This window comes from Algoriphagus alkaliphilus (assembly GCF_900103735.1).
Classification (GTDB): Bacteria; Bacteroidota; Bacteroidia; order Cytophagales; family Cyclobacteriaceae; genus Algoriphagus; species Algoriphagus alkaliphilus.
The window spans coordinates 84,374-97,651 of record NZ_FMXE01000013.1; the positions used below are offsets into that span (position 1 = coordinate 84,374).

At 40.3% G+C, this 13,278-nt stretch carries 17 protein-coding genes and 1 tRNA gene; 4 read left to right on the plus strand and 14 right to left on the minus strand.

Going from position 1 to position 13,278, the window contains the following annotated elements; all coding sequences use genetic code 11:
* Positions 1–16: 16 nt before the first annotated feature.
* Positions 17–883 (minus strand): dienelactone hydrolase family protein, encoded by an 867-nt coding sequence (locus BLQ81_RS10795; RefSeq protein WP_092729969.1) that lies wholly within the window; start codon positions 881–883, stop codon positions 17–19.
* 87 nt (positions 884–970) lie between these two features.
* On the opposite strand from BLQ81_RS10795, the gene BLQ81_RS10800 reads away from it, so the two are divergent.
* Entirely contained in the window at positions 971–1,732 is a 762-nt protein-coding gene (locus BLQ81_RS10800; protein WP_092729970.1) for an EcsC family protein, read from the plus strand.
* 30 nt (positions 1,733–1,762) lie between these two features.
* On the opposite strand, the gene BLQ81_RS10805 is transcribed toward BLQ81_RS10800, so the two are convergent.
* Positions 1,763–1,835 (minus strand) — tRNA-Gln (locus BLQ81_RS10805).
* Positions 1,836–2,157: 322 nt separating this feature from the next.
* Between BLQ81_RS10805 and BLQ81_RS10810 the strand changes: the two genes are divergently transcribed.
* Complete coding sequence (locus tag BLQ81_RS10810; protein ID WP_092729971.1) at positions 2,158–2,400, plus strand: hypothetical protein; 243 nt, start codon at positions 2,158–2,160, stop codon at positions 2,398–2,400.
* A gap of 50 nt (positions 2,401–2,450) precedes the next feature.
* Here BLQ81_RS10810 and rplI read toward each other — a convergent pair whose 3' ends face one another.
* The 4 genes from rplI to BLQ81_RS10830 all read right to left on the minus strand — a co-directional run bounded on the left by rplI (position 2,451) and on the right by BLQ81_RS10830 (position 4,627).
* Complete coding sequence (gene rplI, locus BLQ81_RS10815) at positions 2,451–2,894, minus strand: 50S ribosomal protein L9 (RefSeq protein WP_092729972.1); 444 nt, start codon at positions 2,892–2,894, stop codon at positions 2,451–2,453.
* A gap of 39 nt (positions 2,895–2,933) precedes the next feature.
* Positions 2,934–3,185, minus strand: a complete 252-nt coding sequence (gene rpsR / locus BLQ81_RS10820) for a 30S ribosomal protein S18 (protein ID WP_092729973.1) — start codon at positions 3,183–3,185, stop codon at positions 2,934–2,936.
* Positions 3,185–3,553, minus strand: a complete 369-nt coding sequence (gene rpsF, locus BLQ81_RS10825; RefSeq protein WP_092729974.1) for a 30S ribosomal protein S6 — start codon at positions 3,551–3,553, stop codon at positions 3,185–3,187. The genes rpsR and rpsF overlap by 1 nt, the downstream gene beginning before the upstream one ends.
* A 144-nt stretch (positions 3,554–3,697) precedes the next feature.
* Positions 3,698–4,627 carry a hypothetical protein gene (locus BLQ81_RS10830; protein ID WP_092729975.1) on the minus strand — a complete coding sequence of 310 codons (930 nt, stop codon included), beginning with the start codon at positions 4,625–4,627 and terminating at the stop codon, positions 3,698–3,700.
* A gap of 36 nt (positions 4,628–4,663) precedes the next feature.
* On the opposite strand from BLQ81_RS10830, the gene BLQ81_RS10835 reads away from it, so the two are divergent.
* The gene (locus tag BLQ81_RS10835) at positions 4,664–5,254 is read left to right on the plus strand and encodes a class I SAM-dependent methyltransferase (protein WP_092729976.1); all 591 of its coding nucleotides are present in this window, start codon (positions 4,664–4,666) and stop codon (positions 5,252–5,254) included.
* Here the strand turns inward: BLQ81_RS10835 and BLQ81_RS10840 are convergent.
* Both BLQ81_RS10840 and apaG read right to left on the minus strand, forming a co-directional pair.
* A complete protein-coding gene (locus BLQ81_RS10840; RefSeq protein ID WP_092729977.1) occupies positions 5,243–6,022 on the minus strand; it encodes an O-methyltransferase in 780 nt (259 codons plus the stop codon). The genes BLQ81_RS10835 and BLQ81_RS10840 overlap by 12 nt on opposite strands.
* A 1-nt stretch (position 6,023) precedes the next feature.
* Positions 6,024–6,410, minus strand: coding sequence for a Co2+/Mg2+ efflux protein ApaG (gene apaG, locus BLQ81_RS10845; protein WP_092730013.1), 387 nt, complete (start codon positions 6,408–6,410; stop codon positions 6,024–6,026).
* A 56-nt stretch (positions 6,411–6,466) separates the two neighbouring features.
* Here apaG and ung point away from each other — a divergent pair, with 56 nt between their 5' ends.
* Positions 6,467–7,129, plus strand: coding sequence for a uracil-DNA glycosylase (gene ung / locus BLQ81_RS10850; protein ID WP_092729978.1), 663 nt, complete (start codon positions 6,467–6,469; stop codon positions 7,127–7,129).
* A gap of 27 nt (positions 7,130–7,156) precedes the next feature.
* Here the strand turns inward: ung and lepB are convergent, their stop codons facing one another.
* The 6 genes from lepB to yidC all read right to left on the minus strand — a co-directional run bounded on the left by lepB (position 7,157) and on the right by yidC (position 13,274).
* Complete coding sequence (lepB, locus tag BLQ81_RS10855) at positions 7,157–8,233, minus strand: signal peptidase I (protein ID WP_092729979.1); 1,077 nt, start codon at positions 8,231–8,233, stop codon at positions 7,157–7,159.
* A gap of 15 nt (positions 8,234–8,248) precedes the next feature.
* The gene (gene dapB / locus BLQ81_RS10860; RefSeq protein WP_092729980.1) at positions 8,249–8,971 is read right to left on the minus strand and encodes a 4-hydroxy-tetrahydrodipicolinate reductase; all 723 of its coding nucleotides are present in this window, start codon (positions 8,969–8,971) and stop codon (positions 8,249–8,251) included.
* Positions 8,971–9,588, minus strand: coding sequence for a DUF5683 domain-containing protein (locus BLQ81_RS10865; protein WP_245693239.1), 618 nt, complete (start codon positions 9,586–9,588; stop codon positions 8,971–8,973). Before BLQ81_RS10865 ends, dapB begins: the two co-directional genes overlap by 1 nt.
* Before the next feature lie 2 nt (positions 9,589–9,590).
* Complete coding sequence (locus BLQ81_RS10870) at positions 9,591–10,502, minus strand: ParB/RepB/Spo0J family partition protein (protein WP_092729981.1); 912 nt, start codon at positions 10,500–10,502, stop codon at positions 9,591–9,593.
* A 2-nt stretch (positions 10,503–10,504) separates the two neighbouring features.
* The gene (locus BLQ81_RS10875) at positions 10,505–11,287 is read right to left on the minus strand and encodes a ParA family protein (protein WP_092729982.1); all 783 of its coding nucleotides are present in this window, start codon (positions 11,285–11,287) and stop codon (positions 10,505–10,507) included.
* A 196-nt stretch (positions 11,288–11,483) separates the two neighbouring features.
* Positions 11,484–13,274, minus strand: a complete 1,791-nt coding sequence (gene yidC, locus BLQ81_RS10880) for a membrane protein insertase YidC (protein ID WP_092729983.1) — start codon at positions 13,272–13,274, stop codon at positions 11,484–11,486.
* Positions 13,275–13,278: the final 4 nt, after the last annotated feature.

A 13,278-nucleotide genomic window follows, 5' to 3' on the forward strand; every position in this document is an offset into this window, starting at 1 on the left:
TTGTGCTATAATTTCTTTAAACCCCAAATTTCTCTTTCAAATAGCCGATTGCCATTTCATAGGCTTCTTTGCTTGCCTCGGTATCAAATCTGGGGTTGCTGGGATTTGCAAAACCGTGCACCGCAGGAAATATTTTGTAAGTTAATTTCTTTCCTGCAGTTTCCATATTGGCAGCGAATTCCTTGATGACAGTTTCTGAGATATATTCTTCAGTGGCAAAAAGACCCAAAATATCCGAGTTCAACGTCTTTAATTTTTCCACATCCCGTACAGGCATGCCGTAATACATGACCGAACCCAAATTCTGCTGACCATTGAGCAAGGCGGATTTCAGTGACCAACCACCGCCAAAACACCAGCCCACATTTGCGATTTGTGCAGTTGCCCCGGCCATTTCACGTGCGCCGATTACAATGGATTCCAGTCTTTCTTCTTTTACCCCCTGCATCAATTTACCGGCTTCTTGAGGATTGGCAGTTACTTTGCCATCATACATATCGATTGCAAGTACATTGACCTTTCCTCCAAGATCATCATAAAATACCTCTGCCTGTTGTTTGATGTTGTCATTTAGACCCCACCACTCCTGATAGACGAAAAGCCATTTATCTGAAGATCTCAAAGCTTTGATGAAATAACCGTTTGCTTTCATGCCATCTTCCGTAGGAAAACTGACCATTTCCCCTTTGCCCTCAAATTCAAATGGAATCGGTGATGGATGAAATGAAGCAAAACCCGGCGCGTCGACAAATTGAGCCATGTCATCGGACAGAGAATGGCAAATACTGATGCCTTCAAATGGATCTGAGTGAGAGCTTTGTTCTTTGGGAAAGAAATAAAGTGCGCCTAAGATCAGGATTAAAGATAAAAGGGGCTTGATCATGGGTTTTTGCTTTGTTAAGGATTGATTAATATGTTGGGAAAACTCCCTAAGCTAAATTAAGTTTTATTTCTCCAAAAAGTGAATGATATGGATTCTTACCAGCATTATGTGGATGCCGAACTCGGTTTGTGGCTCTATGAAATGAAAAAGCCTCCGGGCCTGTTTAGTCGACTGACTCATGGGGTGCAGGGAAAAATCAATCGTGTCATTCCGGAGAAGGTACATAGAGTGATCACGACAGCCATTGAAAATATGGTCAAAGCTGTCATCACAGGATCTTCTTGGATCGTCCCCAAATCTGATCCAATGCTGCTGCTTAAGGATTCTGAAATGAGAGTACGCGAGCGGATCAAATGGTACAGGAATACTGCTTCCGCCGAAGGTGCATTGACTGGCGCAGGAGGGATTTTACTTGGGTTTGCAGATTTCCCTGCTTTTTTGACCATCAAGATGAAGATGCTTTTTGATATCGCGGCCCTTTATGGAGCCAATACAAAGGATTATCATGAACGGCTCTTTTTGCTTTACATTTTTCAATTGAGCTTTTCTGACCAAAATCGAAGAAATGAGCTTATTGGGTTGATTGAAAATTGGAATAGCTTCAAAAGTGATTTACCAAAAGAAATTGGAGACTTCGATTGGAGGACATTCCAGCTTGACTACCGCGATTATATTGACTTGGCCAAACTGGCACAGCTGATTCCGATCATCGGGGCAGGAGTAGGGGCAATTGCTAATTATAGGCTGACTGAGCACTTGGGAAGATTCGCTATGAATGCCTATCGACTTAGGATCTTGAAATGTAATCAGGTAGCGATTGAAACCGAAAAGCAGAACAATCCTGAATAAAAAAAGCTTTCCGAATATCGGAAAGCTTTGTTGGCCGACCAGGGCTCGAACCTGGACTCTTCTGAACCAAAATCAGACGTGTTGCCAGTTACACCATCAGCCAATTCAATTTTAGAGAAACGCTTCGTTTTTCTTAAAGTGTCACAAAGGTAGATTCTTGCCTCATTTTTTCCAAATGGCTTTCTAAAGAATTTTAGCATAAGAGTGTAATTTACTTGCATTCAGGCAGAAAAATTATTTCAATTGTCACCCTTTTCAATAATTGTGTTTCAGTCGAGGAAGGGTTGCTTAGGGTTAAATATATATTGACGAAATCGATTGAATTTTGTCTTTTTATTAATTTTCAGGCAGTTGGGTTGTTCGAATGAGAATATTTGTATTGTTTTGTTTCAGATTTGAAAACTAAACTAAAAATACATCGCGCTATGAAGGCTGAAAAAATGGAGAAACTGGTAGCTGAAGTCATCGAAAAATTGGAGAAATTGAAGCACACAGATTTGGCGGCTGATCTCAGCTGGTGCTGGGTAAGTTTCCAAAATGACCAAAATCCTGAAGGCGTAATTGAGAAGTCTTCTCAGGCATTAGCTGCTTTCAAGGAAGCCCGTGAAAAAAATGCGAAGGCCGTGGCCAAGAAACTGATCGACGATCTGGAAAAAGCATTAGCATAAAACAAAAAAAACTCGCCGGAAGGCGAGCTTTTTGTTTGTTTGAGAAGAATTTATTCTCCAGATACGATAAACTTCACTTTAGTTTTCACTTCTCTGTGAAGGTCAATATCTGCTGAAAATTCTCCAGCACCATCTACAGGCACTCCAATGGAGATTTTCTTTCGATCAATTTCGAAACCTTGAGTTGCCAAGGCATCAGAAATCTGTAGCGTAGTTACTTTACCGAAGATTTTGCCTGAATCACCGATCTTAGCTTTGATTTCCAAAGTAGTCTCTGCAAGTTTCGCCGCAATGTTTTCAGCTTCAGTTTTGATTTTCTCTGCTTTATGAGCAGCCTGCTTGATGTTTTCAGCAAGAATCTTTCGATTAGAACCTGTGGCCAAAACTGCGAATCCCTGAGGAATCAGGTAGTTTCTTCCGTAACCAGGTTTTACTGCCACAAGGTCATTTTTGTAGCCTAGACCTTTTATGTCTGTTTTTAGAATGATATCCATTTGTAATGATCTTTTGTGATTGGACGATACAAGACCGAATTATTTCAAACCATCGGTTACGAATGGCAACAAAGCTAAATGTCTTGCTTTTTTGATAGCCTGAGCTACCTTTCTCTGATACTTCGCAGAGTTACCGGTAAGTCTTCTTGGAAGAATTTTACCTTGCTCGTTTACGAATTTTAATAGGAAGTTAGGATCCTTGTAGTCGATATATTTAATACCGTGCTTTTTGAATCGGCAATACTTCTTCCTGATTTCGCCTCTGTTGATTGGTTCGTTTACTAGTGTCATTAGGCTTGCTCCTCCTTAACTTCTACTTTTTTATTAAATTCTCCTTTTCTTCTTCTGTCAGCATAAACAATTGAATGTTTGTCTAACACAGTAGTCAAGAATCTCATTACTTTCTCATCACGTCTAAGCTCGATTTCGAACTTGCGGATGATAGTAGGAACAGCCTTGAACTCAACCATCACGTAAAACCCGGTTGTCTTTTTTTCAATGGTATAAGCCATTTTCTTTAGACCCCAGTTCTCCACATTGATAACATCTGCCCCCTCTTCTTTTAACAAGCTTACAAACTTGTCGACGGTATCCTTCATCTGAATGTCAGACAAAACGGGAGTTAAAATGAATACCGTCTCATAATTTCTTTGGAACATTTTTTTAATGTGTTTAAGGAATTTGAATAAACAGACCGCAAAAGTAGAGTAATTGACGTTCTATTCCAAATCTAGATCCATAATTGAACCGGGTATAAACCAGAAAAGCCTCCGAGTAAGGAGGCTTTTCGTTAGAAGATCAAATTATTTCACACTGAATGTCTTAGAACCCACTTGGTAGTTGTCTACAAAAATCTTCACCTGATGGTTTCCTGAAGTGTAATCAGAGCCTTTTTCATAATAGAAAGTCAGTTCCTGCTCTGAATTGTTGAAAATAATATCCTGCTTGACGGTGTAAAATTGCTCTACGCCATTGATCATAAAAGTGCCAGATCCTTTAGCCACGTCAAAGATAGGCTGTGAATTTGCATCCAAGACCTGCACATAAACATTTCTTGGGCCCTTTTCAGCCACTTTGTTGTCAGCTAAATTGAAGCTTACTTTCAGGCGTTCGATCTGTCGGTTTTTAAAATCTTTGGTCGTCTCCACGCGCTCTTTTCCACGCGAGTTTACAGCTGCAATATTAATGTTTTCAGCCTTAAGCATTGAGGCCACGTCTACCTTTGCCTGAAGATCTTGTTTTTGCATATTCAACTGAACGACCTCTTCCTCGATCTCTGCTTGAGTTGTTTTCAAATCCTGATTTTCTGCAAAAAGCTGTTGATTTGCGGCCCTCAACTCCAATATCTCCTGATCTTTTTGTGCGATCAGACCATTCAGATTTGTAATCTTGCCATTGAGCGCTGCGATTTCGGAAGTACTTCGCTGTCGGGTTGAATTCCTTTCTGCAATTAATTGATCTCTTACCGCCTCAAGAGCTTGAACATCTCCTCCAAGCTTTTCTATTTCCTGAATTCTGAGGTTAAGTTGAAAGGTGACAGAATCCAATCGGTTGTTTAGTTCATTATTCTCAGTGGAAAGCAGAAGTATTTCTTCAGTTTTTTTGGTGCGATCCACATAGTCAAAATAAAGTTTTACACCACTGATGATGACTAACAAAACCAGAACTATGATAATGATGTTTTTATTCTGGTCTTTGTTTTGGCTTGGTTCTTTTTCGAAATTCGAACTCATGATGTATACTTAGTTTAGATGCTTTTAATATGTAATATGCAAAATTTAAATGAGAATTTTTGGTCTTCCAGATATCTGACTGGAACTACCGGATGGGATATCGGCTCTCCTTCACCTCCTATTTATCAATATCTTTGCCAAATTGATACTAAAACTCTTGCTGTCCTCGTTCCCGGCGCAGGAAATGCTTATGAAATAGCTGCAGCATGGAGTTTAGGCTTTAAAAACATCCACTTATTGGATATCTCTTTATTTCCAATTAAGAATTTTTTAGATATTAATCCTTCTTTTCCAGCTGGACAAACACACCATCAGGATTTTTTTGAACATCAAGGCAGTTATGATTTAATCCTTGAGCAGACCTTCTTCTGTGCCATTGACCCTGAATTAAGGGCGCTTTACGCTAAAAAAATGCATGAATTGCTTAAGCCCGGAGGAAGGCTCGTCGGAGTTTTATTTGATAGAGAGTTTGATAAAACAGGCCCTCCTTTTGGGGGCAAAAAAGAAGAGTACCGAGGCTATTTTGAGCCTTATTTTACCTTCGAAAAGTTTGAGCCATGTTATAATTCTATTCCGGAAAGAATGGGAACCGAGCTTTTTATCAATTTAAAAAAATCAGAGAGCTAGAATTAAATCAGTTTTTTTACCAGGAAAATCAAAAAATATAATTCCACACTCAAAGAAGTCCAGGGATAATTTTACTTCAGGATAGGACTTGATTTCCTCCCAGGCTTGCTCCATCTCCTCAGACCAATGAATATCGCCTATTGCATAAATTGATTTAGAATGGGCTTTTGAAAGTAAGGTTTTGAATGATGAAATTGTCCCTTCGTAGGTATGGTTGGCGTCAATCAAGGCGAAATCAACTGTAGAAATTGTGTTTAGCAACAAGGGTATTCGCTCTTCAATCGATCCTAATATGAATTTCGTGTTTGACGGGATTGGTTCGCGTCGAGCTACAATTTGAATTTCCGGAGAACCCTCGAAAGTGTAAAGCTGTCCTTTGGTTTGCCTATCAAGATATCGAGTGGAAATACCAACACAAGTTCCCAATTCAATCACATTTTCTGCCGGTGTCAAGCCGCAAAAAAATGCATAAAGTTGTGCAAATTTGACTCCGCTGGTAGAATACCGAGTGATTTCAGCAACTTTGCGATTGGCATGAGGGACTTTTTTTGAACCTGCACCCAGGTCAACAACCTTTATAATTGATTTGTCTTTCAGAAGACTCTGTCTAAACTGCTCTATTTCCAGATACCCTCCTTCATTCTCCTTTAAATATTGAATCAATCTGGAATAAACCTTGAATACAAAAGGAGACTGTTGGCTGTAACGATCCTCTTTTTTTAACCAATAAATAAGATAAGCCTTGATGGAGAAAAATATTTTTCCCAAATCAATTATGGAAAATGTTGGCAATCATCTGAAATTCAGGGACAATTACTTCTACCAGTTTTCCATCAAAAATTTTTTCCATGGTGTAAGTACCCTTCATTTTACCTAATCCTGATTTCAAGTTACATCCCGACACATAATTATGTGAATCCCCAGGTTCAAGTATAGGTTGTTGCCCAACAACACCATTTCCCTCTACGATTTTAGATTCTTCAGCAGCATCGAATATTTCCCATTTTCTTTTCAAAAGCTGATAGGTATGTTGGCTTTTATTTTCAATCGTTACCTTGTAGGTAAAAACATAATGATGCTGGTGAGGGCTGGAAAATTCCGCCTGATAGGTGACTTCCACACTGACCTTTATTCCTTCAGTTACTGCTATGACCATGGGATAATGCATTGAAATATTTGAAGTTACAATTTATGCTGATTTAATCTAATAAAATGCAAGTGAAAATTGAAGATAGTTGGAAAAACGCATTAAGTGAAGTGTTTCATCAAGACTTTTTTTCCTGTTTGGTATCTTTTGTAAGGGACGAATATCAGTCGCATCAGGTTTTCCCTCCTAGTAAAGAAATCTTTAAAGCGTTTGAACTTTGTCCAATTTCGAAAGTAAAAGTAGTGATTTTAGGTCAGGATCCGTATCATGGTCCCGGCCAAGCTAATGGACTTTCTTTTTCGGTAAAAGCTGGAATTCCCTTTCCTCCAAGTCTTTTGAATATTTTAAAGGAAATAAAAGCAGATATTGGAATGGATATGCCCCCCAATGGAGATCTGACAAGATGGGCAGATCAAGGTGTCTTCCTTTTGAATGCAACTCTTACGGTACGTGCAAATCAGGCCGGTTCTCATCAAAAGCAAGGATGGGAGATTTTTACCGACGAAGTGATTAAATCTATAAGTTCTCAAAGAGAAAATGTAGTCTTTATGCTTTGGGGTGCCTATGCGCAAAAAAAAGCGGAATTAATTGACCCTGAAAAACATCTCATCCTGAAAGCACCTCATCCAAGTCCACTTTCTGCACATCGTGGATTTTTAGGGTGTCGGCATTTTTCCAAAGCGAATGACTATTTGATTGAAAAGCAGCTAAAACCTATCAATTGGTAAAAAAAATCCCTGATCGGGGATTTTCAGTTATTCAATGCTTTTGAAGAATCGGCTCCAGCGGATTTTGTTGAACATGGATTCGTATTTGTCGAGTGATAACCAAAGAAACCAAGCCTTGCCTACTACGTGGTCTTCAGGAACAAATCCCCAAAATCTGGAATCCAATGAATCATGGCGATTGTCTCCCATCATAAAATAATAATTCTGTTTGAACGTATAATTGTCCACCTTTTGTCCATCGATAAAAAGTGCGGCATCCCGGATTTCCACGTTTTTATGGCTTTCGTATTTTTCTATGGTAAATCCATAACGCATCACGTTGTCAGGAGTCATTTCGATAGTCCAATCCTTGGCTGGAATCTGTAAGGGGCCGAAGTTGTCTGCATTCCAACCATAATTTGAATTTGCAGGGAAAATCCTGATATCGTTGACTCCTGGACCCTCGATGCGCTTGGTGATTGAAACTACGACAGGTGAGGTTCGAAGTCTTTCCATCATTTGATCTGTCCCAAAAACCATGTAGCCCACCCCGTTGGTAAAGGACAAGAAACTCTCCTGATTGATATCATAATCAGCGAAGAAATCTACCGTCAAAGGCCTGTTAGCGATTAAATCGTAGGAATATTGCATTTCCTCCGGTTTGGGGGCTACGGCTCCATTCACTATTAATTCTCCCTGCTTAACTTCTATAATATCCCCAGAGATGCCTACTGCCCGCTTGATATAGTTGGTTTTTAGATCACTTGGATATTGAAATTCAATAGGGAAATTAAAGACTACCACATCGTTTCTTTCAATATCACTGAAGCCCGGAAGCCGTAAATAAGGTATCTGGATAGCGTCAGAATAGGATTGGATTTCGGTTCCCCATATTTTTTGGTGAGTTAAAGGCACCTGTAGCGGAGTTTTGGGGATTCGCGTTCCATAATGCATTTTACTTACAAAAAGGAAATCACCTACCAGAAGTGATTTTTCCATAGAAGCAGTGGGGATAGTAAAAGGCTCAAGTAAAAGCCAACGGATTAAGCTGGCAGCTACAACGGCAAAAACCAACGCATCCAGCCATTCCCTGGTTGCTGATTTTTTGATTTTAGATTGACTCATGTGCTAATGTTAGGTTCAGAAAGATAGAAAATCATCCATAGAAAGTACTCCTTTTTTGCCTAGAATCCACTCAGCCACCAAAATTGCGCCAAGGGCAAAGCCCTGTCTGCTGTGAGCAGTATGGGTGATTTCAATTTGGTCAATTTCAGAGCTATAGCGAATAATATGGGTGCCTGGAGCAGGGTCAATGCGCTTTGCAGTAATCGGTAGCGAATGTTCACTTTCGGGCGATTGTCCGTTCAGATGCCAACTATTTAAATTGTTTACATTTCGGATAATACCCTCTGCAAGAGTTATAGCTGTTCCCGATGGGGCATCCTTTTTTTCGGTATGATGAATTTCTTCCAGAGATGCCTGATAGCCACTTATTTCATTCATCAGCTTTGCCAGAAACTCATTGACTTTGAAAAAAATATTGACTCCGATGCTATAATTGGACGCATAAAAAAACGATCCATTATGTTTAGCAGTTAAGATTTCAATTTCCGATTTTCTGTCAAGCCAGCCGGTAGTACCTGACACCACGGGAATTCCACGTGTCATCGCCCAGCTGATATTTTCAACTGCCGCCTCAGGTTGACTGAACTCGATGGCAACGTCAATTTTTGAGGGATCAAGCGAATTGAGTTCGTCCCGATTGTCTATGTTTATTTTGCCGGAAATACGGTGGCCGCGGGTTTCAGCGATCTCACTGATGATTTTCCCCATTTTACCATATCCGAGAATTAAAATGTCCATTATTTGAATTGAAATTTCAGAGTTAAGCCCAGCGAATTGCCAGAGGCTGCGAAAGTACCCACATTTGGTTCAATTTTCATGGAAATGTCGTCGGAAATATCGAATCCTGACAAGTGGGCATCCACATTGGCATCAATCAAATTTAGTGCGTAGATGGCAGCCAACAGCAGAATTGTCATATCCCGATTTTGTCTCCAATAGTCAACGTTTCTCACCAATGCTTCCCGATTGAGGGAAGGAAACTGGCTTTTATCCCCCTCATCGAAAGCAAATAGTGCTGTCCTAAATGTTTGGTAGCGCTTATTATTGAAGCCTATAAAATAAATGTTTGTCATGAAGCCGGCATATATCAGGGGTACTTTCCATGCTTTGTTGTTATATACCTGGCCTGCCCCAGGCAAAATTGCAGAGAGCAGTGTTGCTTTTCTTGGGTTTTTAGGCAGGGTCGAAAAAACGGGTTTATCTTCCTTCCCCCTTGGTTGGTTCTCAGTGACTTTGTCCTCTGATTGATTTTGGGAAAAAGAGGGGACAGAAATAAAAAAAGCCAAGAGCAAAATCCCAAGGGAAATCCATGGGGTTTTGTTTTTTGATCCGGTATGGAAAAGGAAATGGGTCAATTTTAGATGATTTCTAGAATTTCCAGAATTCTGTTGAGGTCACTTACCGAATTGAAAGGTATTTTAATTTCTCCCCGGTTTTTCTCATCCGTTTTCAAGGCTACCTTAGTTCCGAAATGAGAAGCCAAACGTTGCTGGATTTTGTTCATTTCATATTTACGAACCGGATCCATGCTCTTTGTGTTTTTTTCTTTCTCTTCTTTACTTGCATTGAGGGCTTTGACGAGCGCTTCAACGCTTCGCACACTCAGTTCTTCTTCGACAGCTTTCTTGAAAATGGCCAGTTGCTTGTCCACATCTTCGATGTTGATCAATGCACGGGCATGCCCCATGGAGAGTTGTTGATCGCGAATTGCTGCCTGAATAGTAGGGGGGAGTTTTAAAAGTCTTAGGTAATTGTTTACAGTCGTTCTGTTTTTCCCGACCCGATCACCGAGTTCCTCTTGCTTGAGACTGCACTCTACCAATAACCTTTGGTATGAATTGGCAATTTCCATGGCATTCAGGTTTTCTCGCTGAATGTTTTCGATCAGCGCCATTTCCAGCATTTGCTGGTCATTTGCTGTCCTGACGTAGGCAGGTATTTGAGTTAAGCCTGCGATTTTAGAGGCCTGAAATCTACGCTCTCCAGAGATCAGTTGGTACTCATTTGGAGCAAGTTTTCTAACAGTAATTGGTTGAATTATCCCCTGAACCAAAATGGAATCTGCAAGTTCCTGAAGTGCAGCTTTGTCAAAATGGACTCTTGGCTGGTAAGGATTGACCTGAATCTCTTCAAGAGGGATTTCAAAAATTCCTGTTTTAGCGATTTCAGGAAGAATTTCGTTGAATTTATGCTTGGCAGGGCTGTCTTCCAACAGTGCTCCCAGACCTCTTCCTAATGCGTTCTTTCGATTGGGCTTGTTTTCTGACATAATTAATCAGCCACTTGTTGGTGACCATTTTTTTTAGCGATTTCTCCTGCCAGATTCAAGTAAGCAATCGATCCTTTTCCATCTGCGTCAAAGGATATTACCGGTAAACCAAAGCTTGGTGATTCAGAAAGACGAACGTTTCGTGGAATAATTGTGTCAAAAACCATGTTTTTGAAATGGAATCTAACTTCCTCTACCACTTGGTTTGAAAGTCGAAGGCGAACGTCATACATGGTAAGTAGAATACCCTCAATTTCCAAGTCAGGATTAAGCCGAGTTTGAATGATTTTGATGGTATTGAGCAATTTCCCCAGCCCTTCCAATGCAAAGTATTCGCACTGTACGGGAATAATGATGGAATTAGCGGCTGTCAGTGCATTGATAGTGATCAACCCCAATGACGGTGAGCAATCAATGATGATAAAGTCATAAAGCTCCCGAAGCGATGAAATCACCTCTTTCATCTTTTCCTCTCGGTTTTCCAAATTGATCATTTCCACTTCGGCACCAACTAAGTCGATATGAGATGGGACCAGGTCAAGATTGTCAAGCGATGTCTTGCGAATAATTTCTTTGACATTGACGCCATCCACCATACACTCGTAAATGCTGGCTTCTATTGATTTGGGGTCGTGACCCAATCCGGAGGTGGTATTGGCTTGGGGATCAGCATCGATGACCAGGGTCTTAAACTCCAAGACAGCCAAGCTGGCTGCAAGGTTCATTGCAGTGGTGGTTTTTCCCACTCCGCCTTTTTGATTGGCTATAGCAATTATTTTTCCCATGGTTAAGTTAGAGGGTATTTTGACTCAATATTAATCAAATTAAGGTCGTTTCCTGTGGAAGATTTTGCTTTTTTGGAGAGGAATCCTTGTGAAATTAGGTTAAATCATTCATTTTCAACTCAGACTGAGATTTTGAGTTTTTTAGCCACATGGCCCCATGCATTAAAAAAGGAGCTGTTTCGAGCTCCTCTTAAATTTACTTTTTTCGGTTTGAATCTGCTGCTTTCATCGCGTCTTCCAGTTTTTGTTGAAACTTGGATTTCTTTTTATTGACGTTTTTGACCTTGCTCTCTTCTACTTTTGCTCTGATTTTCGCATCGTCTACAAAAAGCTTAATCAATGCCTGCTGTCCAAAAGTCACAACGTTGGACACAAAGTAATAGAAGCTAAGACCTGCAGGGTAGGAGTTTAGAATAAACATAAACATTACCGGCATGATGTAGCCCAAATTCTTCATAGGCCCGGTTACAGTAGTCAGTTGATTGTTGAAGTGTGTGTAAACGATCTGAGATACTGTCATCAAGAGCGTAAACAAACTGACGTGTGAACCATAAAAGGGGATGGTAAACGGCAACTTGATAAATTCATCAAATGTTGACAAGTCATTTGCCCAAAGGAAAGATTCTTGGCGAAGCTCTACTGCGTTTGGGAAAAAGAAGAACATTGCAAAAAGAAAAGGCATCTGCAGCAAAAGCGGTAAGCATCCGGATATTGGACTTACTCCCAATTGGGAGAAGAGCTTCATCTGTTCTTGCTGCATTTTTGTAGCATCATCGCCGTATTTCGCTTTAAGTTCGTCGATTTCCGGCTTAATCACTCGCATTTTGGCCATTCCAATGTATGACTTGTAGGTCAAAGGGGATAAGGCCAACTTGATGATCAAAACAATCAGGATGATGATAATGCCATAATTATTGAAGTACTTTTCCAGAAATTCAAATAAATGAACGACGATGTATTTGTTGACCCAGCTAACAAAAAAGTAGCCCATGTCCACATTTTTCTCAAATCCATCAGTCACCTTTTTCAAGGTTTTGTATTTGTCGGGACCAAAATAAAAGCTCAAGCCTGCTTTTCCATTTTGAAGCGGAATAGCAAATGAAGCACTCATGATCCGAACAATAGAAGAGTCGGCAGGGGTGGACTGCGCAACTTTTACATTTTGAAATACAGAATCCGCAATAATTCCTGCCGTGAAAAATCGCTGGCTAAAACCTATCCATTTTACAGGCTCGGTTAGTTGCTCCTCTTCTGAATCATTCCCTACTCCCAAGTTGTCGTAGGATTCGGAAGCGAGGTAATAATTGAGTTGGGTTTGTCTGCGGGATTCAGAGAGATCTTTTTCCTGAGCTTTTACCTTGTCTTCCCAAGTAAAATTTATTGCATTGCCCGAAAAAACTCCTTGAAAACGCTCAATTTCAAGCGATTTTTTAACCTCAAAACTTCCGTCTGACAGGGTGAATTTCTGAATGATACTGCCCGACTCTGTCTTGGCAGATAGGGTCAGGACTTGAGTTTTGACTCCATCAAGTTCTTCTCCAGTAAGGTTTGAGTTGAAGTATAGTTCAGAAAGGGCAATAGGGCCTTTGGTACTTTCAAGCGAAAAGTTCATGGTAGAACTTTTTTCATCCAGTAAAGCAAGGGGCTCCATGTTCCAGCTTTTGAATTCCTTTAAGATTACCTCCTTGATTTGCGCACCTTTTGTCGAAAAGGTAATTTTCACCTTGTCATTTTCGAGAATCACATTTTCTTCCTCTCCTACTGTAAGGGATGCAAGAGCTCCATATTTGGAGATTCGCTGAGCATCAACCAGACTGTCCGGAAGAACCTCTATTGTCGGTACTTTGGGACTGACCAAAGTCTGCGCTTCAGTCTCTTGAGGTGTTTGCTCTAAAGGCGGAATTTCGGGGCTACTCGCAAAAAATAAGGAGTAGATCAAAATCACCGCTGCAAAGAGAATTAAACCAGTTGCTTGATTTTTATCCATATTT

Coding starts and splice junctions, on each gene's coding strand:
- BLQ81_RS10795 (WP_092729969.1), bottom strand. CDS start 883: ATGATCAAGCCCCTTTTATCTTTAATCCTGATCTTAGGCGCACTTTAT.
- BLQ81_RS10800 (WP_092729970.1), top strand. CDS start 971: ATGGATTCTTACCAGCATTATGTGGATGCCGAACTCGGTTTGTGGCTC.
- BLQ81_RS10810 (WP_092729971.1), top strand. CDS start 2,158: ATGAAGGCTGAAAAAATGGAGAAACTGGTAGCTGAAGTCATCGAAAAA.
- rplI (WP_092729972.1), bottom strand. CDS start 2,894: ATGGATATCATTCTAAAAACAGACATAAAAGGTCTAGGCTACAAAAAT.
- rpsR (WP_092729973.1), bottom strand. CDS start 3,185: ATGACACTAGTAAACGAACCAATCAACAGAGGCGAAATCAGGAAGAAG.
- rpsF (WP_092729974.1), bottom strand. CDS start 3,553: ATGTTCCAAAGAAATTATGAGACGGTATTCATTTTAACTCCCGTTTTG.
- BLQ81_RS10830 (WP_092729975.1), bottom strand. CDS start 4,627: ATGAGTTCGAATTTCGAAAAAGAACCAAGCCAAAACAAAGACCAGAAT.
- BLQ81_RS10835 (WP_092729976.1), top strand. CDS start 4,664: ATGCAAAATTTAAATGAGAATTTTTGGTCTTCCAGATATCTGACTGGA.
- apaG (WP_092730013.1), bottom strand. CDS start 6,410: ATGGTCATAGCAGTAACTGAAGGAATAAAGGTCAGTGTGGAAGTCACC.
- ung (WP_092729978.1), top strand. CDS start 6,467: ATGCAAGTGAAAATTGAAGATAGTTGGAAAAACGCATTAAGTGAAGTG.
- lepB (WP_092729979.1), bottom strand. CDS start 8,233: ATGAGTCAATCTAAAATCAAAAAATCAGCAACCAGGGAATGGCTGGAT.
- dapB (WP_092729980.1), bottom strand. CDS start 8,971: ATGGACATTTTAATTCTCGGATATGGTAAAATGGGGAAAATCATCAGT.
- BLQ81_RS10870 (WP_092729981.1), bottom strand. CDS start 10,502: ATGTCAGAAAACAAGCCCAATCGAAAGAACGCATTAGGAAGAGGTCTG.
- BLQ81_RS10875 (WP_092729982.1), bottom strand. CDS start 11,287: ATGGGAAAAATAATTGCTATAGCCAATCAAAAAGGCGGAGTGGGAAAA.
- yidC (WP_092729983.1), bottom strand. CDS start 13,274: ATGGATAAAAATCAAGCAACTGGTTTAATTCTCTTTGCAGCGGTGATT.